Origin of the sequence: Myroides sp. DF42-4-2, assembly GCF_030326445.1 — a bacterium.
Lineage (GTDB): Bacteria > Bacteroidota > Bacteroidia > Flavobacteriales > Flavobacteriaceae > Flavobacterium.
Map to the genome: position 1 here is coordinate 39,754 of NZ_JACAKI010000022.1, position 22,815 is coordinate 62,568.

Here is a 22,815-nt window from a genome sequence, read left to right on the forward strand (position 1 = left end):
AGTCCGTAGGGGAATCGAACCCCTGTTACCAGGATGAAAACCTGGCGTCCTAACCCCTAGACGAACGGACCAAAAAAGCATTATTCAATTCTAAAAAGAATCTGTAGTCCGTAGGGGAATCGAACCCCTGTTACCAGGATGAAAACCTGGCGTCCTAACCCCTAGACGAACGGACCAAATGCGTTAGCTTCCAAAGAACTTGTAGTCCGTAGGGGAATCGAACCCCTGTTACCAGGATGAAAACCTGGCGTCCTAACCCCTAGACGAACGGACCATTTTGTTTATCTAACGCGGATGCAAAAGTACAATATATTTTTAAACCCGCAAGAGAAAAAACAAAAATTTTTATTTCTAATACGCTTTTGCGAACAATACGCGTCCTTTCGAAGGCGCACCTGTTAACACGCAAAATCCGTCTTCCTCTTTTCTATCAATTGGAATACAGCGAATTGTAGCCTTAGTCAAGTCTTTTATCTTCTCTTCTGTCTCAATAGTACCATCCCAATGCGCAGCAATAAAGCCTCCTTTATTTTCCAATAAATCTTTGAACTCCTCAAATGAATTCGCCTCTGTAATATGCGAATCCCTGTATTCCTTCGCTTTATTGAATAAATTCGCCTGAATCTCCTCTAGCATATCTTGCACATAAGTAACAATATCGTCTTTTGCTACAATCTCTTTGGTGAATGTATCGCGACGTGCGACTTCAAATGTACCGTTTTCCAAGTCTTTTGGTCCAATTGCAATACGCAATGGCACTCCTTTTAACTCGTATTCGTTAAATTTCCATCCTGGCTTGAACGTCGTGCGATCGTCAAACTTAAACGAAATATTCAATTTTTTCAATCGATCGGTTACTTTTTTCACTTCTTCGCGAATCGCCTCTAACTGCTCATCCGTTTTGTGAATCGGCACAATCACAACTTGAATAGGTGCTAAGTTGGGTGGTAAAACTAATCCATTGTCATCGGAATGTGTCATCACCAAAGCTCCCATTAAGCGGGTACTTACTCCCCATGATGTTGCCCACACATATTCTTGTTTTCCTTCTTGACTCGTAAACTTCACGTCAAAGGCTTTGGCAAAGTTTTGCCCTAAAAAGTGAGATGTTCCCGCTTGTAGCGCCTTACCATCTTGCATTAACGCTTCAATACAATATGTTTCAATTGCTCCTGCAAAACGCTCGTTCTCCGTTTTGAATCCTTTTACGACTGGAATAGCCATGAAGTTTTCTGCAAAATCTGCATATACGTCTAGCATTTGCTCTGCTTCTGCCACCGCCTCACGCTCTGTAGCATGAGCCGTATGTCCTTCCTGCCATAAAAATTCTGATGTTCTCAAAAACAAACGCGTTCTCATTTCCCAACGCACTACATTAGCCCATTGATTGACTAAAATTGGCAAATCACGATATGATTCAATCCACTTTCTATAGGTATCCCAAATAATCGTTTCTGACGTAGGGCGAACAATTAATTCCTCCTCTAACTTCGCCTCTGGATCTACTTCAATTGTCTTTCCATCTTCTGCCGTTTTTAAACGGTAATGAGTCACTACAGCACACTCCTTTGCAAACCCATCCACATGACTTGCCTCTTTACTAAAATAAGACTTGGGGATGAATAAGGGGAAATACGCGTTTTGATGTCCAGTTTCCTTGAACTTCTTATCTAACTCTGCTTGCATTTTCTCCCAAATCGCATAGCCATATGGTTTAATAACCATACATCCTCGAACTCCCGAATTTTCGGCCAAATCAGCTTTTACAACAAGCTCATTGTACCATTTCGAATAGTCCTCACTTCTCTTAGTAATATTCTTGCTCATTTTTAATATATTAGCAGTTAAGTTGTTTAACTCTTAATTAACTATAATAATTCGACAAAAGTAACTAAATTTGTTTTTAACAACAATTAAAATCCCATCGAAAATGACTACAATTCTTCAATTAACACGAAAGATGAGAAGAATCAGCCTTTTCTTACTTCTAGGAGGATTCGCTATTTCTTGTGGCTCATATCATAACGCTACCTTTCCTCAAGATGGCATTTATGGTCAACGCACACAAGCCGACCCCTATACAGGTAACAATTCGGGTAATTACTATGAGAACTACTTCGCCTCTTTAAACCAAGATATGGATTATTTCACGGATGTAAATGCCTATAATTCGCCTGTAAATGACAGTATAATAAACAATCAACCCAATAGGGCTGTAAGTTATGGTTCATGGGGTTCGGAGCCCACAAGTATTCAAGTCAACTACTACAACAACGGTTTCAGACCGTATTGGGGGTATGGGTATTATGATCCTTTCTACGATCCGTATTACTATGGTGGAGGCTGGGGATTAAGCTTTGGTTTTGGCTGGGGCTGGGGTGGATACTATCGCCCTTGGTACAACAATTACTATGGTGGTTACCCCTATTATGGTGGCGGCTACTATTACCCTTACTACACAAGACCTTACTATGTACACCATGCAACGGGATCAAGATCTTCGTATAACGGCAGCAGTAACTCAAGATCTTCTTACAATGGCAACAGCGTAAGAAATACGAATTATTACTCGAGATCAAATAGCACGTCAAATTCAAATAACTACTATTCGAGATCTTCATATCAAGGAACTCGTCCTACTTCGACCAGCGGAAGTAACAACTATTATTCGCGTGGAAACTCAAGTGGCACAACCAATGGAAACTACTACAACAGCAGTAGACCTAATACGTCAAACAACTACAGTCGTTCCAATTCGTCTAGCAACTACAACCGCGGAAATTCATCTGGCAATTACAGCCGTTCGAACTCTTCAGGCAGTAGTTATAGTCGATCAAACTCTTCGAATAGCAGCTATAGCCGATCAAGTTCTTCAGGTAGTAATTACAGCCGATCAAGTTCATCGGGTAGTTCAAGAAGTAGCTATAGCGGCGGTGGAGGAAGTAGCCGTAGCAGCAGTTCTCGCAGTAGATAATTCTATTAACTTATTTGAAACACATTATGTATATAAATAAATTTATTCTTGGAGTAGGTGCAACACTGCTAACTATAGGAGCTTTACAAGCACAAGAAAACAACCCCTTAGACATTTCGAGGTATTCTGATTCAGACCTGAATGGTACGGCGCGTTTTAGAGGAATGAGTGGTGCCTTTGGAGCTGTTGGAGGGGACTTATCTGCCTTAAAAATCAACCCAGCTGGAGGTGCGATTTTCAACTACAACCAAGCGACTTTTAGTTTATCTGTGGTCAATAAAGACAACAAAATAAACTACTTGAACCAAACTACATCCAAAAACTACACAGGAGTTGACGTTGGACAAGTAGGCGCTATTTTCGTATTTAATTCCAATGACCCTTCTGCTCTGATGAAGAAATTTACGGTTGGTTTTAACTATGAGAGCAGCAAAAACTTAAATAATGATTACAACATGCTAGGAGCAGGACAAAGCACCTCTCTTGGCGAATATTTCTATCAATCCGCAATTCAGCATCAAGTTCCACATGACATTTTAAACAGTCCGAATATTCATGAAGGTTATATGAATGCTGGATATTATCAAGGATTTCCTGGTCAACAAGCCTTTTTGGGATATGAAGGTTTCATCATCAATCCAGGGCAAGCAGATGGAGAATACACGCGAAACTTTGGCAGTAATACCGACATTTACGCACAGGGAAAATACGTGAGCTCTAGTGGTTATAACAGTAAGTTTTCAGGTAACTTTGCTGCCCAATTAGGCGATCGCATCTTTGTTGGAGGTAATCTGAATTTACACGTGGTCGATTTTACTCAAACGTCGCATGCCGTCGAAATGAACCAATCGAGCTTGAATAAAGATATGATTCAGCGCATTGAGTTTTCTAACTACCTTTATACCTATGGTACTGGTTTCTCTTTAAATTTAGGGGTGATCGGACAAGTAACGGATGAGTTGAGAGCTGGGGTAGCCTACGAATCTCCTACTTGGTACAACTTACACGACGAATTGACGCAAGGCCTATACACAACGCGATTTAACAATAACGAAGACCGCGCTATCTATCCAGACGTAGTTAATATTTACGATCGATATCGATTAAAAACACCTGCTAAATACACTGGAAGTTTGGCGTATGTTTTCAATAAACGCGGATTAATCAGTGTGGATTACGGTATTAAAGATCACAGTAATGCTAAGTTCAGCCCTAAAAAAGACAACACCTATAGCATGTTGAACGACTTTTATGCAGCGGAAATGAAAACGGCAAGTGAATTGCGTATTGGTGCGGAATATCGCGTGAAACAAGTTAGTTTTAGAGCGGGATATCGATACGAAGAAAGCCCGTACAAAAATATTAAATACACCGGTGACCTCAACAGTTTCTCCGCAGGTATTGGCTATGAATTTGGCAATTCAAGATTGGACTTTGCTTATAGTCACACAGCCCGTGATTATAAAACAAGTGTGCTAGATTTGAAGGCAAATGACCTATATTCATACGGAACGTGGAAGATGAAGGAAAATTGGTTTAGCTTATCTTACAACATCAATTTCTAATTTCATTTAGAACTTTTAATACTATGAATCTCTTTAAGGATAAACTCTTAAAGAGATTTTTTTATTGTATTTTTGCATCAAATTTTAGAAATTAAAAAATTCAAACGAATGAAAGCCTTTTTAAAAATTATTGCTAGCGTATGCTTATTGGCAACTACAGTAGGATTTGCACAAGAGACAGCCACTACGCCTTTGCGTTATACAGCCTCAAATAAAGGTAAATTTTATATATACTGGGGAGGAAATAGAGGATATTTTACCAATTCAGACATCCGATTTAGAGGAGAAAACTACGATTTTACCATCAAAGATGTAAAAGCAGACGACAAGCCAAAAGGATGGCACGTAGATTATATCAACCCAGGACGAATGACTATTCCACAAACCAACTTGAGAATTGGATATTTTATCACCGATAAATACAATATCTCCATTGGTGTGGATCACATGAAATACGTGATGCGCCAAAATCAAATAGTAAACTATACCGGCGAATACTACGGACAAGGCAGCTATGGTGAACAAGTGGCAGGCCATCCTGATCAAGTAAAATTAACAGAAGAATTTCTGAAGTTTGAGCATACTGACGGATTGAACTACCTCAACGTAGAAATCAACCGCGTCGATGATATCTCGAAACTATTCAATATTTACAACACGGATAAAATCCAAATCAACTTAACGGAAGGTGTTGGTTTTGGTATTATATACCCTAAAACAAATACAACGCTTTTAGGAAAAGAACGCTACGACGAATTTCACGTTTCTGGATTAGGTTTCTCTGCTAAAGCTGGTTTAAACGTTACCTTCTTTAAACATTTCTTCGTTCAAGCTGAACTAAAAGGAGGATTTATTGATATGTATGATGTACGCACAACAGCAAGCAAAAAAGACAAAGCATTCCACAACTTCTGGTTTGGACAAACCGTTATAGCTTTTGGTGGTATTTTTAAATTATAACCTCCTTTAAACACATAATGCGTTCTAATCAACCGATACAGGATTGCGCATTTAACATACAAAATAGAACAGTAGTACGCTTTGGTGTACTACTGTTTTTTTATATCCACTACACACAGGGTAGGAACCACGCAATAAAAGTAATTCCCTGTTCACTAGCCTCGTTTTTGACTCGAACACTTTGTTTTACGAGGTTGCTAAAACGGAATCATTTTAGATTAACTCAAGAGTTCTTATAATTCTCAAAAAGCTTCTTCGCTATAAAGAAAAAAAATGTACTTTTGCAGTCCAATTTTTTCAAACAAATGAGAACTAAATCTTTAAAAAAGAACAAGATAAACGTTGTAACCCTAGGTTGTTCTAAAAACCTTTACGACAGTGAAGTGTTAATGGGACAGTTAAAAGCTAGTGGGAAAGACGTTACACACGAAGCAGCGAACGACGAAGCAAATATTATTGTAATCAACACCTGTGGATTTATTAACAATGCAAAAGCTGAATCGGTTAATACAATATTGGAGTACGTTGACAAAAAAGAGCAAGGTGTTGTAGATAAAGTTTTTGTAACAGGCTGTTTATCTGAACGATACAAGCCTGATTTAGAAGCAGAAATCCCCAATGTAGATCAGTACTTCGGTACTACCGATTTACCTCTTTTATTAAAAGCATTAGGTGCAGATTATAGACATGAACTTTTAGGTGAGCGTTTAACAACAACACCCAAAAACTATGCTTATTTAAAAATTGCAGAAGGATGTGACCGTCCATGTAGTTTCTGTGCAATTCCTATTATGCGTGGAAAACACATTTCTCAACCTATTGAAAAATTGGTAAAAGAAGCCGAAGGTTTAGCTAAAAATGGCGTAAAAGAATTGATTCTTATCGCTCAAGACTTAACCTATTACGGATTAGACTTATACAAAAAAAGAAACTTAGCGGAATTACTCGAAAACCTTACAAAAGTTGAAGGTATTGAATGGATTCGTCTACACTATGCCTTCCCTACTGGTTTCCCTATGGATGTATTAGAATTAATGAAGCGCGAGCCTAAAATTTGTAATTACATTGACATCCCTCTACAACATATTTCGGACAATATTTTGAAATCAATGCGCCGTGGTACTACACAGGCTAAAACAACAAAATTGTTAAATGATTTCAGAGCAGCTGTTCCTGGAATGGCCATCCGAACAACGCTAATCGTTGGATATCCAGGTGAAACGGAAGAAGATTTTCAAATCCTAAAAGATTGGGTACAAGAAATGCGTTTTGAGCGTTTGGGTTGTTTTACCTATTCTCATGAAGAAAATACGCATGCTTACCAATTAGAAGACGATGTTCCTCAAGAGGTGAAACAAGCGCGTGCCAATGAGATTATGGAAATACAAGCACAAATCTCTTGGGAATTGAATCAAGAAAAAATTGGAAATACCTACCGTTGTATTATTGATAGAAAAGAAGGAAATCACTTCATTGGCCGTTCAGAATTTGATAGCCCCGATGTAGACAACGAAGTTTTAATTGATGCTACTAAACACTACCTAAAAATTGGAGAATTTGCCAATATCACCATTGATGAAGCAACAGAATTTGATTTGTACGGAAGTCCAGAAAATAAATAACAAAAAACGCTGCCTTTTCAGGTAGCGTTTTTTTTGATCATTTAGATAAAAGCAATTCATACAGCTAACAAACCTTGCGAATCGTAACCTGAGTAAAACAACAAACTATACTCAACAACTTGGGGTTTCTTTAAAATAGTTTTAAGTTTAGAAAAAATATAGGATTATGATAAAACATACGATTTCGCTTCTAACCTTAACACTAACTTCAATGTTGTGGGGGCAACAACAGGTACACTTTACCTCAACCCCTTCGCTAAGCCCTGATGGCACTACGGCTTACTTTAGTTTTGACGGTGACATATGGCAAGTGCCTACACAAGGAGGAGAAGCAGTCCGTTTGACGGCTTTACCAGGAAATGAGACTACCCCTAGAGTATCCCCCAACGGCAAATGGTTGGCATTTAGCTCAGATCAATACGGCAATAAAGATATTTTTATCATGCCTTTAGCGGGAGGCCCTATTCAACAGCTCACGTATCATCAAGCATCTGATGAAATGGAAAGCTGGAGCTGGGATAGCGAAACGATTTACTTTACGAGTAATGCCTACAACAATTACGCTTCCTTCAAGATAAATAAAGACGGCGGCACGCCCTCTCCTCTATTTACCAACTATTTCAACAATACCAACGGTTTGGTTGAAACACCTGCAGGGGAATACCTTTTTACAAATTCGACAGAAAGCGCTAATCAGCTCACGCGCAAACGGTACAAAGGAGAGAACAATCCTGATATTTTAGGGTATAATCCAACAACACAAGTCTTTAAACAATATACGGATTACAACGGAAAAGATTTCAATGCTACAATTGATCGTCAAGGTGTCATCTACTTTATTTCAGACGAAAACAATGGGCATTACAATTTATATACGTTCAAAAATGGTGTAAAGACGGCGCTTACTGCCTTTGATTCTTCCATCAAAAAACCCTTCGTATCAGCAGATGGTAGCAAAGTAATCTTTGAAAAAGATTATCAATTGGTGGTATTTGATACTCAATCTGCGCAAATTCAACCGCTTGATATCAACTTACATACCAATGCTACTCTTGAAAAAGAACAAACCTTTGCTGTGGCAGACAACATCAGTTTCTTTTCGATTTCACCTGATGGGAAGAAACTTGCTTTCATAAGTAGGGGCATCGTTTTTGTATCAGATATAGAAGGTAAATTTGTGCGACCAGTCACGGATGGAAAAGAGCGCGCTATGGAAGTACAATGGTTAAAAGACAATGAGACTCTTATCTTTAGTCAAACCTACCAAGGGTATCAAAACTGGTTTACCCTGGCTGCCCATGGCAAAGAAAAAGCAAAACAACTTACCTTTGATACGCGAAACAATCGCGACCTCGCGTTTAATGCTAATTTAACGCAAGCCGTTTACAGTAGCGGACGAGATGAAATTCGCCTACTCGATCTAAAAACCTTTACTTCAGAAACGATAATTAAAGATGAAATATGGGCGTTTCAAAGTGCTCCACCTTCATTTTCACCTGATGGAGCCTATGTCCTTTTTACCGCAAAACGCAACTTTGAGGATGACATTTTTCTGTATAACATCAAGAAAAAAGAAACCCTCAATTTAACCAATACAGGAGTTTCAGAAACAAACCCTACCTGGTCGCCTTCGGGTAAATACATCTACTTTACAAGTGATCGTTTAAACCCTTCTTATCCGATGGGAATGCAAAATGCAAGTATCTATCGCCTAGCTTTAGATTGGTATGCTGATCCTTTTAAATCAGATCAATTTGATCAATTATTCATCGACAAAAAAGAAGATGACAAAGAAAAAGACAAACAGAATAACAAGAAAAAAGAACAAAACTCAACAGCTGTTGTCGTTCAAATCAATACCCAAGATATACTAGACCGCATTGAATTAGTCAGCGATAAATTTGGCAATCAACTAAGTCCAACCGTATTTCATGAAGACAACAAAGAATACGTCTTTTACGCTTCTAATCAAGAGAGTGGGAAATATAGGTTATATCGAAAAATTTATGAGAATTTCGAAAAAGAGAAAACCGAAAAAATTTCAGACCTATTCCTTAACTCCCTTCGCAAAAAAGAAAAGAATATCTACGCATTAAGTGGCAATAATATCTACAAATTTGCTTTAGATAAAGGCACACCAGAGAAGATCAATATCGATTATTCGTTTACTAAAAATTTAGCGGAAGAGTTCAGTCAAATGTTCGAAGAAACCTGGGCTGGTGTAGAAGAGAACTTTTATGATGAAACCTTTCATGGGGTGGATTGGAAGAAAACAAAAGAATATTTTGCCTCTTTTCTTCCTTATGTAAACAATAGAAATGATCTTCGTGTTTTACTCAATGATATGCTAGGTGAATTGGGGTCGTCTCATTTGGGCTTTACCACAATGGGAGAAGAAGAAAAAACAAGACTACAGTACAATACTGTAGAAACTGGAGTCATTTTCTCGGCATCGAATCCATATGAAGTAGCGCGTATACTGCGCAAATCTCCTGCAGCAACAAAAGATAGTACAGTGCAACAAGGTGATATTCTGACGCATGTTAATGGGCAGAAAGTAAATACTACACAAAACCGCGATGCTTATTTTACGTTTGCTCCTACCCAAGAAGAAATAGAGTTAACCTTTTTACGCCATACAAAAGAAATAAAGGTAAAACTTCATCCCATTTCATTTACAGCACAGAAAAACCTGCTGTATGACGAGTGGATTTACCAAAACAAGCAACGTGTGAACGAGTGGAGTAACAACAGAATTGCCTATAGTTACATGAAAAACATGGGGTCGAATGAACTGGATTCTTTCTTATTGGATATGGTAGAGCAAGAACACCACAAAGAAGGGGTAATTTTGGATCTACGCTTTAATACTGGGGGAAATGTACACGACAAAGTACTAAACTTCTTAGCACAACGCCCCTACCTCCAATGGAAGTATAGAGAAGGGAAACTGACTATGCAGAGTAATTTTAGCCCAAGTGGAAAGCCAATTGTACTGTTGATCAACGAATTTTCACTGAGTGATGCTGAAATGACGGCAGCAGGATTTAAAGCCTTAAAATTAGGAAAGATTATCGGACAAGAAACCTATCGTTGGATCATCTTTACCTCTGGCAAATCACTTGTTGACCGCTCGAATTATCGCTTACCTTCTTGGGGTACTTACACATTGGATGGTGATAATCTAGAAAAAACAGGAGTTGCTCCTGATATCTATGTCAAGAATACATTTATGCACCGCCTACGAGATGAAGATCCTCAGTTAGCACGTGCTGTAAAAGAAATACTAAACGATCTACTTTAGTAGATATCTACTTAAAAGGCGAATTTTTTTATAAAAAAGTTCGCTTTTTTATTCAATTGTCCCTATATTAAACCTAAAGTTTGGATTGAGTGAAGCGGAAAGACTTTTCATTTTGTTTACAGTATGATAATCCTTGGATAATCGTCTTTCTGTATAATTTATCCACTTTTGCTTTTCACTAATCAATACCTTGAACATGAAATTAAACGCACCCTTTTTATCTATACTCTGTACAATCATCACGTCGACAGCAATTGCACAAGAATCCAAAACGCTGCGTATTGGACATCGAGGTGCCATGGGACACATTACAGAAAACACGGTTGAATCAGTCAATAAAGCCATTGATTTACAATGTGATATGATTGAAATTGATGTCTATAAGATAAAAAGTGGAGAACTTGTTGTTTTTCACGATGAAACACTCGACCGAGTAAGCAACGCCAAAGGACGTATTGAGAGCTATACACTTGAAGAACTAGAGTATGTAGTAGTTGGTGGTAAATATAAAATCCCCACCTTAGAAGAAGTTATTGATGCTATAGGCCGAAAATCAGTGTTAAATATTGAATTAAAAGGTAGTAATACCGCCGTAGACACGCATCGAATTATTCACAATTTCATGGAAAGAGGGTGGAGTTATGACGATTTTATCTTGTCCAGCTTTAAGTGGGAAGAATTAAAAATTGCACATGATCTCGATCCTTTACTTCCTTTAGCCGTTTTAACAGAAAAAAAGCCTGAAGATGCAATCGAATTTGCTTTGAGTATTCAAGCTAAAGCAATTAATCCGTATCACAAAATGCTCAACACCGAGAATACCGCTTTAATTAAAAAAGAAAAACTCAAAATATACCCTTGGACCGTTAATGATACTAAAGACATTGAACGCATGAAAAAACTAAAAGTCGATGGGATTATTACCAATTTTCCAGAACGAATTTAATAGGGAAGTTTTTAGCCACTGTACTAAAAACTGCCTGCGTTAAAAATAAGCTTGGGTTTAAACCCAAGCTTATTTTTTTTAGTTACACACTTTGTGAGACTGTGTCTAATCTAGCTCAAATACTCAAAAAAGTTAGTACACTCTTGTAAGAACAACACCCATAGAATGATGACGATAGTACCAACAAGGGCACCGAATATCCCCCCTAATCGAAAGTCTTTTTGTTTGAGCATGCCTGTACCGAATACAATCGCATTGGGTGGCGTAGAAACAGGTAAAAACAAACCACAAGATGCACAAAGTCCCACAACAAGCCCTACGGGCAACAATTGATCTACTGGCAATACAATGGCTGCTATATTAATTAAAATTGTTGCAGTTGCAGTACTACTCATGATATTAGAGAATAAAACCGTAATTACAGCAAATACAATCATCATTATCACAACATTAAACTCAGCTCCAGCTAAAAACTGAGAATAGTACGGGGCTAGTAACTCTTTGATGGCAATACCCAATGACAATCCCCCCGCCACCAACATAAGCGTATCCCAAGGCAGTTTTCGCACATCTTCTGCCGTAATAATGCCCAACATAGGCAAAAACATAATGGGAACCATTGCCGCTCCAGCAGTCGGAATATGGTACTTTGTTCCAAACATCCACATGCCCACTGTAACAACGAGAATGACAATAACAGCTAAGCGCTGTAAACGCATACTATTCGTCATTTCCAAGGCCTTATTGACAAATGAAACATCAAGTCCCTCAACTTTGGAAGTATATTTTTTGACTACTGCCCACCAGAACCCCGCAAGCAAGATCACAGCAGGAACAAGTCCTAAGAACAACCATTGCGTAAAATTGACCGAATAACCTTTGGTCTTTAAAACGTCTACAACAATTAAATTGGGAGGCGTAGAAACCATACTGATCATACCCGCAAAAGTTGCTGCGGCTGGAATACTAATTAAAATAGCTTTAGACATAGGCGAATCTTTTCCTTCTCTTTCAATCAACGGCATAACCGAAGCTAAAATCATCGCTGCCGTCGCCGTATTCGAAATAATAAGGGATAACACAGAGGTCACTATAATAATTCCAAGTACTAGTTTATTGGGATTAGATCCAAATATAGCAATGGTCTTTTTAAATAACGACAAGTCTAGATTCGTCTTTCGCATGCCTTCACTGAGGAAAAACCCTCCTAAGAAAATCCAAATTACACTATCCGACCAAGTAGAGGAAATCTCTTGAGGTGAGATCGTGGCTCCTTCTATATTTCCCATGGTATAGACCAAAAAACCGATGATCATAATTCCCACAGCAAAAGGCGGAATTGCCTCTGTAGCCCACAATAATATGGAAAAAATAAGAATGAAAAAGGTGTACCGTTGCGCTTCCGAAAAAACATCTGGTGTCAGAAAATACGTCCCTAAAAAGGCAATGACCAATGAAAAAAAGAAAATACCAACACGTGTTTTGATATTCCATACATTCCAAGAAGCTTCTATCAACAATTCGCTATAAAAGCGAATCCCAGTTCGTATTTTTCGAATCTGGTCAAAATAATCAAATTCCATAGTATTCCATTTACTATGCAAAGCTACGAAATAACTAACTAAAATCTATTTTAACAATTATCCAAAAAAACTCATCCCTATTTTTCTTAAAACCACTAAAATATCTACTAATAAATCCAGTAAAAAAGGAAAGTTAATGCTAACTTTCCTCTGCTCTACTGTAAATATGTCCTTATAAACGATCTTTTTCTTGCATGTCTATTTCCTTACTACTGTATCTTACCTTCTGATTGCCAAAACTGTAGCTTAATCCAAAACCTATACCCTGCGTATCCATATAATCTTTGAAATAATTGTATTGATTCGCATATTGCGTTTTGATTACCTGTCTATCACTTCCAAAAATATTGTAGACGTATAAATTAGCCGTCCATTTTTTTTGATTAAACGTTCGACTCATAATAAAATCTGTGCGCTGATAGCCACTAATTTTAAAAGACCCTTGAACCGTAGGAGTATAAAAATTATAGGTTAACATGGCTTTCCAATTGTTGTCCTTATCTAAATTTACAGTAGTCGTCCCTCGTCCACCAAAAACAAAGGCTTCATTTTTATGCTGTTGTTGATCTACGCCATAAAAGTAGTCTTCTTGCTGTTGGAGATATAGAAAACTAGTTATAGACCAACGAGGTAGAATTTGATAGGTATAATTTACAACCATACCCGCTAGTTGTCGCTTGTCGATATTCGTATAATGGTAGATCAACATATTGGTTTCATCTTCTTGATAGGATATTTCCATGGAAGGATTGAGCTCGCGGTTGTAAAAAAATTCTACATTCAATTCATTAAACGTATAGTTCAAACTAAAGTTATGGCTGATTGCTGCCTTCAAATTCGCATCTCCCTGAAAATAGGAGAATAAATTATAGTAGCTTTTTGCGGGGTTCATCCAAGAATAAGAAGGTCGGTCAATTCGCTTGCTATAGGAAAAACTCAATTGTTGTTGATCCGACAGATCGTATTTCAAATAAGCCGTAGGAAACACTTTGAAATACGACTGATCCTTACTCCCCACTCCTGTACTTTGGGTTTGAATTCCCGTATATTCTCCTCTAACACCTACTTTTGCCTGCCACTTCTTCCATTGTTTGGTATACGAAGCATACCCCGCCCAATTGATTTCCTGATAATCATAAACATTGCTTTTTTCTTTGTTATTGGACGTTATCCCTTCTTCTTGATCAAAGAAATCCAACAAATAAGTAGCTTTTACTATACTGTATTTACCTCCTACTTCAACTTTTGAATGTTCGTTGTCTACGGAATAATCGAGTCCTGAAACGGCTAATCGCGTACGTTGATTGTTATCTGTGGCAAAAAACTGTTCCGATAGTGGTTGATCCTTAAAGTTTAGTTTAGTCAATACTGCTTGATCCTCCTTTTGGTTTTCATAGGTAAAATAAGAGGACCACACTAATTTTTTCATAGGATTAAACATTTTCTCCACCAAAAAATAACTCGTATAGGAATCCATATTGGCTTGTCTATCGTTAAAAGTGGTATAAGTAGACTCTATGCTCTCTTGTGTATTATAAATCGAAGTAGGGATGGCATAATGTCCTTTACTACGCTCGTTGATATAACCATTGCCACCAATGGTCAGCGTCAGGGTTGTATCGAGTTTCACGTCCATTTCTACAGCGAAATTATGTTGTCCTTTGATGTGATTTTTACGCGTCATCACACTACTCCATCGTTCGCCATTTTGATAATAAACATTATCCTCATTGTAGCGTACGCCTGTTCCATTTCCAAAGGAATAATTCCCTGATAAATTAATTTTTTCTCCCGAATACGTATGTTGCGTAGCAATTGTATTCATTGCATACGTCGTTTGTTTAAATCGATTAGACAAACTTCCCTTATATCCTAGTAAATTATTTTTTTTCAATTTAATATTGAGTACAGCATTTCCTTGGGCTTCATATTTTGCGGGGGGATTGGTAATTACTTCGACTGCCTCTACTTGTGTCCCTTCGGTTGCCTCTAACATCGCTTTCAATTGATCTCCCGACAGCATGACCTTGCGATCATTGATCGTAACCAAAATACTTTGACTTCCTCTGATACTCAGATTATCACCTATGGCATTGACTCCTGGGGTTTGTTTAACAATATCCCAGGCATTTGAGGTGGCCAAAGGCGTGTCTTGTACATTAAAAACTAAGCGATCTATTTCGCGTTTAATCGTTGGTCGTTTTGCTTGAACCACGACTTCATCTAAAAGAACGGGATCTTCAACCAACCTCAGAATAGAAGGAATCCCCTCATTCACAGCAATAACTTGAGACTGATAGCCAATATAGTGAAAGGTTACTGTTGTGAATTTCTCCTTTGAATCAATTTGATATTCACCTTGTTCATTTGTATAAAAGGAAGAGACAACTGTTCCATTTTCATCTTGTAACACAACTGTAACAAAAGCTAGTCCTTCTTGTTTTTCATCCGTTACTCTTCCCTTTGTAGTAAAATCTGTTGTTTGTGCCTGTACCAAAACAGACATCAGCAATAAAAACAACATAATAATTAGACGTACCATACTTTTATTTATTTAAAACAAAGGTGTTATAAAGTAAATTTGAAACGGGTTAACGAACGGTTAATGAACGGTTAACGCAAAATACAAGGGGTAAAATCCATTAAATTAAGCTAATTTTGCACCTATGAAGTATTCAAAACCAAAGTATTATCTTATTGCCTTTAGTGTATTCTATCTTCTTTTGATTGGGATAATGACGTTTTATTTTCTTCAAGTACTCGCCTTAAAAAAGAAAGAAGTTAACACGATTGCCCACCAGAAGTTAGATGCATTGGAAAGTGTGCTTGTTTTTGATAAAAAGTCAAAGAAAAAAGACAATATACTGTATCAAGCCGTTATAGATTTACTGTATAAAAAGGCAACTATTGCAGATATTAAAACAAAGAATGAAGATTTTTTTCGCCAAGCAAATCTCGACGCTTCTCAAAAAATAGATAGTGCCTTTCAAGACCTTGGATATGCAGTGGCCTATCGCGTAGACTTGACTCATGTAATTCTCAATACAACCAAAGAAAATGTGCTACTGGAACCTGTAACCATTTTAGAAACACAAAAAAAAATAACAGAAGCTAGTCGTATTAACACGTCTCAGTGGGAAGTAGAAGAAACGAGCAAACATACTACTGAGGAGGAACTTTGTGCAGATTGCCCGGAAGACTATAGCAATCACTTTACAGTTAATCAAGAAAAGTACATTCAAGTACTCAATTTTTACAGCATAGCCTTCCGTGATTTATTTCCACTACTATTGGGTTCTTTCCTCATTTGTACCTTTATTTTAGTTTTGTATTTTATAACCTATAAAACCATCAAAAAGAAAGAACAAGAAGTATGGACGCTTCACAATATGGTTGACAATGTGTCCCATGAGTTCAAACTACCCATTGCAACATTGAAATACGGATGCAATAACCTGCAACAAGAATACAATTCACCTACGGTAGAATTGATTCAACGTCAATTGAGCCGCTTAGAGCGCTTGCAAAATCAATTAGGAGGCTTCGTTTCCATCACCGACCAAATGTTTAGTAAAACACAACTCATGCAGTTAATTGCCGATCTACAGCTCAAGAACACTGAAGTTCACTTTACGATACATTGGGAAGTAGAAGAAGTACTCGAATTCCCACAAACAGAAATGGAAACAATCTTGTTGAATCTCATAGAAAATGGCATTAAGTATGGAGGTACAGCAATTAGCTGTACATTGAAAAAAGAAAAAAATCAGTTGTGTATACAGGTTACTGATAATGGGATAGGCATTGAAAAAGGAGAACAAAATCTAATTTTTCGCAAGTTTTATCGCATTAGACAACACAATATTCACAATACGCTGGGTTTGGGTATAGGCTTATATCAAGTCAAGCAAATTGCCATACAGCGAAAAGGCAGTGTTCACTTAAAAAGTAAATTAACCGAAGGCTCTACCTTCACTATTCTTCTCCCTTATGCATAAAATTCTCCTAGTAGAAGATGATCTCGATTATGGTACGGTAGTCAAGCAATATCTAGAGTTCAGTGGTTTTCAAGTCATATGGACACCTACGGCAACCGATGTTGCATCGTTAATCGCACAATACACTTTTGATCTAGCAATTTTAGATATAATGTTGCCTGTGAAAGACGGATTTACTTTGGCCAAGGAAATACACCAAAACCACTCCCAGATTCCCTTTCTTTTTCTAACAGCTAAAAATCAAAATATCGATCGTCTGTTAGGATTAAAATTAGGCGCTGCTGATTATGTTTCAAAAACCTGTGATCCCGAAGAATTAAAATTGCGCATCGACAATATTCTTCGGTATACGCAGTCGAAAAATATGCAAACCTACCAGTTGGGAATCTTTGTGTTTACACCCAATTTGTTGCGTCTAGAAACTTCCAAAAAAACCTATCAATTGACAGAACGCGAAAGAGATTTGCTTTTGCTTTTCATTCAACACGATCGATCCATTGTAGAACGCGAGGTAATTCTAAATCAATTATGGCAATCCGCAGATTACTTTAGTGGGAGAAGTTTAGATGTTTTTGTCACGCGTTTGCGCAAGTATTTATCCGATGATGATGCTATACAGATCAGTAGCATTCGCGGCGTAGGATTCAAGATTGATTTAGCGCGTCCACTGCATTAATCATACGTAAACTGAAGAAAGAAGTCTTCTTTAAGTACGTCTTTATCTTGAATTTGCTCTAACGCATGCTGACTTTCTCGCTTCCATTTTTCTTCCTGGGTTTGTTTGTATAACTCATAGGTTGCAAGCGCATAATTAGCGAGGTAATCTGTTGCCGTACCAAAGTGTTCTTTACTCTTTTCGAAAAATGCAATCGATTTTTCGTATTGCGCATTCATTCGCAAGAGGATGGCCTTGATAAAATAAATTTCTTGTTCTCGTTCTGGTGTTAACCCACCTGTACTTTTGTATTTAGCTAAGGTGCGATCTGTATTGACCAATCCCTCCACAAGATCACCTATCGATGTTGCTGTTAAACTCAATCCGTAATATCCTTCAGGACGTTGAGGAAAATATTGTTTAATCTCTTCGTATTTTTTTCGTGCTAGTCCCACATTTCCTATGCGCAAAGCGGATTCTGCTAAGGCAATTTTAAAGGACATTTGAGGTTGAGTTGCCAAACTATCCGCATAGTATAAATAGGAGTAAGCGGCGGCGTCTTTGTCTTGTTTGGTCAAAGCAATACCGGTATAATAGTAAGCATCACACAGACTTTTATCTTGCTGAATAATCTGAAAAAAAATTCGCCCTGCCGTATTGTAATAAGCCGTTTGTTGCAAGGCAGAAAAACCCGTTTCATACAAATCTAATAATTCTTTATTGTCTGTTGGGCATGCCAAATCAGCAATTGAATAGGGAACATCTACCTGTGCTAAACAAGGTATTCCCCATCCAAATATCCAACTATATAAAATAAAGTTATACGATTTAAACTTCATAAACTAAAGGCGTTTCTAAAGTAGCATCTGCATACTGTCGCTCTGCTTGTTCTTGAATGCGATCAGTAAACAACACCCCATTGAGGTGATCGTATTCATGTTGTATAATCACAGCAGTATATCCTTCAATAACTTCTTGATATTGATTGCCCTCTAAATCGTAATACAGCACCTGAATCGCTAAACTGCGGTACACATTGGCGTAGCAATTTTCTATAGACAGACACCCTTCTTCGCCTTGTTGCAACAAAGAAGAATACCAAACAATTTGTGGATTAATAAAAAATTCAAAAGGCTCATTGGGTTTGTCAAAGCGCTTAACTAAAAACAATCGTCGATTTATACCCACTTGAGGAGCAGCAATACCAACACCTGCACGTTCACCATCCGTAACTGTTTTATACATTCGGGCGATCAATAATTGTACGTTTGGATCTTGTGGGTTAATCTCGGTACAATTCGCCTGCAATACACGCAACTCCTCCGCTACCGTATTTTGGTACACATATAAGGGATCTGATTGAGCACCTTGTGTTAGTAGGGCTAATTCTTCTGTAGTCAATAAAGGGATAGATATCATACGTTTCTATTTCAAAATCAAAAAGTAAAAGTACTATTTCTCCCGCTAGCAAAAAAAATAAAAGCTAGAGATTACACTCTAGCTTCTATTTTTATGCTGCTGGTTCTGCTATTTTTTCCTTTGTAACGGGTGCTGTTACTTCAGTCGGTTTTGTTGCTTCCTTGGGTGTAGCTTCAGGTACTGTTCCTGTTTCTGGTATTGCTCCAGACTCTGGTGTAACGCCCGTTTCAGGCGTTGCTCCACTTTCAATACCTTCCTCTGGTTGCTCCTCGTCATCTTCATCGTCGTCATCCGTCGGTCTACCCAATACTTCACTCGGTTTATAACGCCCTAATTTAATTTTGAAATTATCGGAATTTCCTTGAATCTTCATCGGAATCCCAATGATTCCCATTGGTGGCAAGCCCAATCGCAAGCCGATATTCATTTCACCATCTAAGCTTACTTGCCCTTCAAATCTCGGTCTAAATCCAGCCATTTTCATTCGGGTACGCTCAATGGTCATCACGTTATCTTTAATCGTGGTTTTAATCTCAACATCGGTTGCTTTCCCTTCTTCTAACGATTTTGTATTCGTTTCTTTGGCAATGGCACCAAGCAAATTGAATCCTTTAAATTCAATATTTTCAAGTGTTAAAGATCCTCCTCCTTCTAAAGAGCGGAAGACAGGAAACATATTTTTATCCAAATCCCCTTTTAACTCATAGTTTAATGAAACCTGACCATGGGCATCTTTGGCCATACTCACCATTTCTCTAAACAAAGTAATTTCTTTATAGGCCCTTTGAATATCAAAATCAGACGCTTGAATAGCATAGTCAAATTTAGCTTTTCTAAAGCCCGTAGGCTCATAGGTACCATTCATAGCTACCTGGGTGCCTATCAATCCAAAATTCGTCTTTTGCAAGTCTATTTTACCACCGTTTACCAATAAACTACCAGTGAAATTTTCCAAATTGTACTCACTATACTTTATCTTCTTAGCATCGGCATCAAATAAAATATTTAAGTTTTTAGGAACCTGAATCACACCCGTTCCTGAAGAAGAGGCTGTAGCATTTGTCGAACTTCCCTTAGAATCAAACATCATAAATTCATCTACATTAAAATACGGACTTTCAAAGGTGAATTTTCCTTTTAACGTATCTTCTTTCAAAATGTAATCGATAACGTTGGTTAAATACCCTTTCATATTAATTTCTGACGTTCCATACGTTGCCACAAATTTCTCAAAGCCCATTTTCTCTTTAAAGAACTTGAATACCCCTTTTTTAATGTGCAACGGATAAGGAAACAGTTCAGAGTGAATTTTGATGTTGTCTACCTCAAATTTTCCGCCGTTTTTCAACTTATCGAAATCACCTTTTATAGCGTCACTTTGCAATCCTTTCAAAAATAAACTAGTGATAATTCTACCGTGAACATCAATACCATCAACTTTGAATATCTTGTATATATCGCCAATATTAATGGTCCCTTTTGAGGTGATATTGTAATTTAAATTATTCAAGTTATATAAACTTGCCGCCAATTGAAAGGGTTCTTTTGCTATTTTGAAATTAATAGGCAATACCTCTATAGAGAGGTCATTCATGGATCCACGGGAACTCTTAACGATCATGTGTACTTGAATATCTTCTATCGGCAATTCAGGCAATCGCTTCAATTGTACATACCCATTATTTAATTTTACTTCGGTGTTCATGATAGGAAAGCGCTTGCGCTTCGGCTCATAACTTCCTTTTACCGTTCCATCAATCATCAAATTTCCACGCAACACAGCGTCGTCAAAAGGAATAAATTCTTTGATGTTTTCAAAATCAACATTCGCTTCTATACGCGCATCAACGTCATACGTTTTTAAATTATTCACGGCTAAATGTCCTTTGACAAAATTATCCATGGCCAAAAGATTCAAATTGTCAATGCGAAACTTAATGTCTTCAATTTTATTCGTTCCTCCTTCTGCTTTGACATCAAAACTAATTTGCTCTAATGCTTGAGGTAAACTATCCAATTTAAAGTAACCATTTCGAATCATTCCGTCTAAATCAAATGTGGGAATACTCGTGATTACTGTATCTCTTTTTACAGTACGCAGTGTTCTCGTTTCTACGACTCCCATAGCATATTGACCATCAATTTTTCCTTTTACTTGTAAGTCCCCTTTTAGGTTCACACCTGTAAATCCAACCGCTTTTTGGATGAGCTCTAAGTCTAAATCCAAAGCGATTGCACTTTGTATGGTTGGCGTTTCAAAACCAGTAGTATGAAGGCTAATATCACTTTTGCGTCCGGCAATACTAAAAGCAAGTTGATCGATAATTACTTCACTTTGTTCCATGTCTAACGAAGGCATTTTAAAGTGAAAATCCAACGTTAAATCTTCAATGGGATCAAGTACTTCACCATGCTGAATACGTCCATTAGCAATCGCTAAATCTAGGTTAATCGACGGTCTAATCGTATCTAGGGCCAAAAATTGCCCTTCCAGTTTAAAGTGACCATCCACTACACCGTCAAAACGAGTTTGATCCAACCAGTTTTGGTATTCTGGTGGTACTAGCGAAAGCAATTCATTTAAACTGCCCTTTTCCGTATCGATGTCAAACAACATATCATACCCATTCTCGATAAATCCAAAACGACCAATAAAGCTTACCAACAAGTCTTTGATTTTGACATTGTTCTTTTGAAATTCAAAGGTTAGGGATTTCGTATCAATCAAGGTTTCTAAATCAGCTAATAAAGGTTTGTCCTTGACGTAAAAAACATTGTCAAAACTAAAATCAAACGAGCGAACGCGTATTTTACTTTTCAATTGAAATACAGCTTCACTCATATTACCACTACCTAAGTAGTCAAAGTTAATAGCATTAAAATGCATATTCCCAGCTTCATCACAATAGCGAATTTGCGCATTCTTAATCTCTAATTGATCAATTTGCAAATCAAATCCTTTTTCTTCCTCTTGTGAATCATCCGTAGCTTTGACAACCATATAGTTGGCCTCGCCTTTTTCATTTACCAATAGGTCAACGACAGGCGAATCTATAAATAGACGATTGAAGCTTATTTTAGAATCTAACAAACTCATCATATTAATCCCCAAGCCCAATTCTTTTGCTTGTAGCAAATGCATGGGTTGAAGGGAATCTACTTGCACACCTTCAACACTTGGATGAAGAATTGTAGCCGTTAAATAGGGAAAATTCTTATAAAAAGAAACCGAAATATCGTCAAAAGCCACTTCTCCTTCAATGGATTCAGCTAATAGCTTTTTAACTTCTTCATTAATAGTATCTTTAAAAAATACAGGTAAAACAAACAGTAAACCTAAAATAAAAACCACTAATGCACCTAAAGCAATAGCGATCCGCTTCACAACTTTTTTTCCAGAAAAACTCATATCGATGAACTATACAAATTGCGTAGAAACAAAACCAATTATTTCACAAATTATAATGCAAAAGTAAAACATCTTCTCCCTATAAAAAATTAAAACATATTTTTTTTAGAAAAGAGATACTATTAAGATACTATTGAGATAGAAAATAAGGGGAAAAAGAATGTTGGTTGCGCGGTTTGTTCTTTGCGCGGTTTGCACGGTTTGTTGGTTGTGTGGTGAGTGGTGAGTGGTAAGGGTGAGTGGTAAGTGGTGAGTGGTACTACTCACTATTCACTACTCACTATTCACCATTCACTGTAAACCAAAAAAAAGCCTGACTACTTGCGTAATCAGGCTTTCAAAAGAAGGGCGACGACATACTCTCCCACCATGTGGCAGTA

14 protein-coding genes and 3 tRNA genes are annotated in these 22,815 nt (G+C 37.5%); 8 read left to right on the forward strand and 9 right to left on the reverse strand.

All coding sequences use genetic code 11. The annotated features are described in order from the left end of the window. From HX062_RS13970 to proS, 4 genes are all read right to left on the reverse strand, one after another. Positions 1–71, reverse strand: a tRNA-Glu gene (locus HX062_RS13970). A 33-nt stretch (positions 72–104) separates the two neighbouring features. Then, a tRNA-Glu gene (locus HX062_RS13975) sits at positions 105–176 on the reverse strand. A gap of 26 nt (positions 177–202) precedes the next feature. Further along, positions 203–274: transfer RNA gene (locus HX062_RS13980), tRNA-Glu, on the reverse strand. A gap of 77 nt (positions 275–351) precedes the next feature. Next, positions 352–1,827 carry a proline--tRNA ligase gene (gene proS / locus HX062_RS13985; RefSeq protein WP_182628574.1) on the reverse strand — a complete coding sequence of 492 codons (1,476 nt, stop codon included), beginning with the start codon at positions 1,825–1,827 and terminating at the stop codon, positions 352–354. Between the two features lie 133 nt (positions 1,828–1,960). Here proS and HX062_RS13990 point away from each other — a divergent pair, with 133 nt between their 5' ends. From HX062_RS13990 to HX062_RS14015, 6 genes are all read left to right on the forward strand, one after another. After that, positions 1,961–2,974, forward strand: coding sequence for a hypothetical protein (locus HX062_RS13990; RefSeq protein WP_255492483.1), 1,014 nt, complete (start codon positions 1,961–1,963; stop codon positions 2,972–2,974). Between the two features lie 26 nt (positions 2,975–3,000). After that, complete coding sequence (locus tag HX062_RS13995) at positions 3,001–4,539, forward strand: OmpP1/FadL family transporter (RefSeq protein ID WP_182628576.1); 1,539 nt, start codon at positions 3,001–3,003, stop codon at positions 4,537–4,539. Positions 4,540–4,647: 108 nt separating this feature from the next. After that, complete coding sequence (locus tag HX062_RS14000) at positions 4,648–5,499, forward strand: hypothetical protein (protein WP_182628577.1); 852 nt, start codon at positions 4,648–4,650, stop codon at positions 5,497–5,499. Between the two features lie 305 nt (positions 5,500–5,804). After that, positions 5,805–7,121 (forward strand): 30S ribosomal protein S12 methylthiotransferase RimO, encoded by a 1,317-nt coding sequence (rimO, locus tag HX062_RS14005; protein WP_286467819.1) that lies wholly within the window; start codon positions 5,805–5,807, stop codon positions 7,119–7,121. Positions 7,122–7,287: 166 nt separating this feature from the next. Continuing rightward, complete coding sequence (locus HX062_RS14010) at positions 7,288–10,425, forward strand: S41 family peptidase (RefSeq protein WP_286467821.1); 3,138 nt, start codon at positions 7,288–7,290, stop codon at positions 10,423–10,425. A 196-nt stretch (positions 10,426–10,621) separates the two neighbouring features. Next, positions 10,622–11,371, forward strand: a complete 750-nt coding sequence (locus tag HX062_RS14015) for a glycerophosphodiester phosphodiesterase (RefSeq protein ID WP_182628580.1) — start codon at positions 10,622–10,624, stop codon at positions 11,369–11,371. A 110-nt stretch (positions 11,372–11,481) separates the two neighbouring features. Here the strand turns inward: HX062_RS14015 and HX062_RS14020 are convergent, their stop codons facing one another. Together HX062_RS14020 and HX062_RS14025 are read right to left on the reverse strand one after the other, a co-directional pair. Further along, positions 11,482–12,954: an SLC13 family permease gene (locus HX062_RS14020; protein ID WP_182628581.1), complete on the reverse strand. Its 1,473-nt coding sequence runs from the start codon at positions 12,952–12,954 to the stop codon at positions 11,482–11,484. A gap of 172 nt (positions 12,955–13,126) precedes the next feature. Next, positions 13,127–15,496: an outer membrane beta-barrel family protein gene (locus HX062_RS14025; protein WP_286467822.1), complete on the reverse strand. Its 2,370-nt coding sequence runs from the start codon at positions 15,494–15,496 to the stop codon at positions 13,127–13,129. A 124-nt stretch (positions 15,497–15,620) separates the two neighbouring features. Here HX062_RS14025 and HX062_RS14030 point away from each other — a divergent pair, with 124 nt between their 5' ends. After that, on the forward strand, positions 15,621–16,952 hold the full coding sequence (locus tag HX062_RS14030) for a sensor histidine kinase (RefSeq protein WP_286467823.1): 1,332 nt from the start codon (positions 15,621–15,623) through the stop codon (positions 16,950–16,952). Then, a complete protein-coding gene (locus HX062_RS14035) occupies positions 16,945–17,628 on the forward strand; it encodes a response regulator transcription factor (RefSeq protein ID WP_286467824.1) in 684 nt (227 codons plus the stop codon). Before HX062_RS14030 ends, HX062_RS14035 begins: the two co-directional genes overlap by 8 nt. On the opposite strand, the gene HX062_RS14040 is transcribed toward HX062_RS14035, so the two are convergent. The 3 genes from HX062_RS14040 to HX062_RS14050 form a co-directional block, all read right to left on the reverse strand. Then, positions 17,625–18,446 (reverse strand): tetratricopeptide repeat protein, encoded by an 822-nt coding sequence (locus HX062_RS14040; protein WP_286467825.1) that lies wholly within the window; start codon positions 18,444–18,446, stop codon positions 17,625–17,627. The two genes, HX062_RS14035 and HX062_RS14040, sit on opposite strands and share 4 nt — an antisense overlap. Further along, a complete protein-coding gene (gene def / locus HX062_RS14045) occupies positions 18,436–19,026 on the reverse strand; it encodes a peptide deformylase (protein WP_182628586.1) in 591 nt (196 codons plus the stop codon). Before def ends, HX062_RS14040 begins: the two co-directional genes overlap by 11 nt. 91 nt (positions 19,027–19,117) lie before the next feature. Next, positions 19,118–22,435, reverse strand: a complete 3,318-nt coding sequence (locus HX062_RS14050; protein ID WP_286467826.1) for an AsmA family protein — start codon at positions 22,433–22,435, stop codon at positions 19,118–19,120. Positions 22,436–22,815 lie beyond the last annotated feature (380 nt).

Coding starts and splice junctions, on each gene's coding strand:
- HX062_RS14020 (WP_182628581.1), bottom strand. CDS start 12,954: ATGGAATTTGATTATTTTGACCAGATTCGAAAAATACGAACTGGGATT.
- HX062_RS14010 (WP_286467821.1), top strand. CDS start 7,288: ATGATAAAACATACGATTTCGCTTCTAACCTTAACACTAACTTCAATG.
- HX062_RS14000 (WP_182628577.1), top strand. CDS start 4,648: ATGAAAGCCTTTTTAAAAATTATTGCTAGCGTATGCTTATTGGCAACT.
- HX062_RS14025 (WP_286467822.1), bottom strand. CDS start 15,496: ATGGTACGTCTAATTATTATGTTGTTTTTATTGCTGATGTCTGTTTTG.
- HX062_RS14030 (WP_286467823.1), top strand. CDS start 15,621: ATGAAGTATTCAAAACCAAAGTATTATCTTATTGCCTTTAGTGTATTC.
- HX062_RS14035 (WP_286467824.1), top strand. CDS start 16,945: ATGCATAAAATTCTCCTAGTAGAAGATGATCTCGATTATGGTACGGTA.
- HX062_RS13995 (WP_182628576.1), top strand. CDS start 3,001: ATGTATATAAATAAATTTATTCTTGGAGTAGGTGCAACACTGCTAACT.
- def (WP_182628586.1), bottom strand. CDS start 19,026: ATGATATCTATCCCTTTATTGACTACAGAAGAATTAGCCCTACTAACA.
- HX062_RS14015 (WP_182628580.1), top strand. CDS start 10,622: ATGAAATTAAACGCACCCTTTTTATCTATACTCTGTACAATCATCACG.
- HX062_RS14040 (WP_286467825.1), bottom strand. CDS start 18,446: ATGAAGTTTAAATCGTATAACTTTATTTTATATAGTTGGATATTTGGA.
- HX062_RS14050 (WP_286467826.1), bottom strand. CDS start 22,435: ATGAGTTTTTCTGGAAAAAAAGTTGTGAAGCGGATCGCTATTGCTTTA.
- rimO (WP_286467819.1), top strand. CDS start 5,805: ATGAGAACTAAATCTTTAAAAAAGAACAAGATAAACGTTGTAACCCTA.
- HX062_RS13990 (WP_255492483.1), top strand. CDS start 1,961: ATGAGAAGAATCAGCCTTTTCTTACTTCTAGGAGGATTCGCTATTTCT.
- proS (WP_182628574.1), bottom strand. CDS start 1,827: ATGAGCAAGAATATTACTAAGAGAAGTGAGGACTATTCGAAATGGTAC.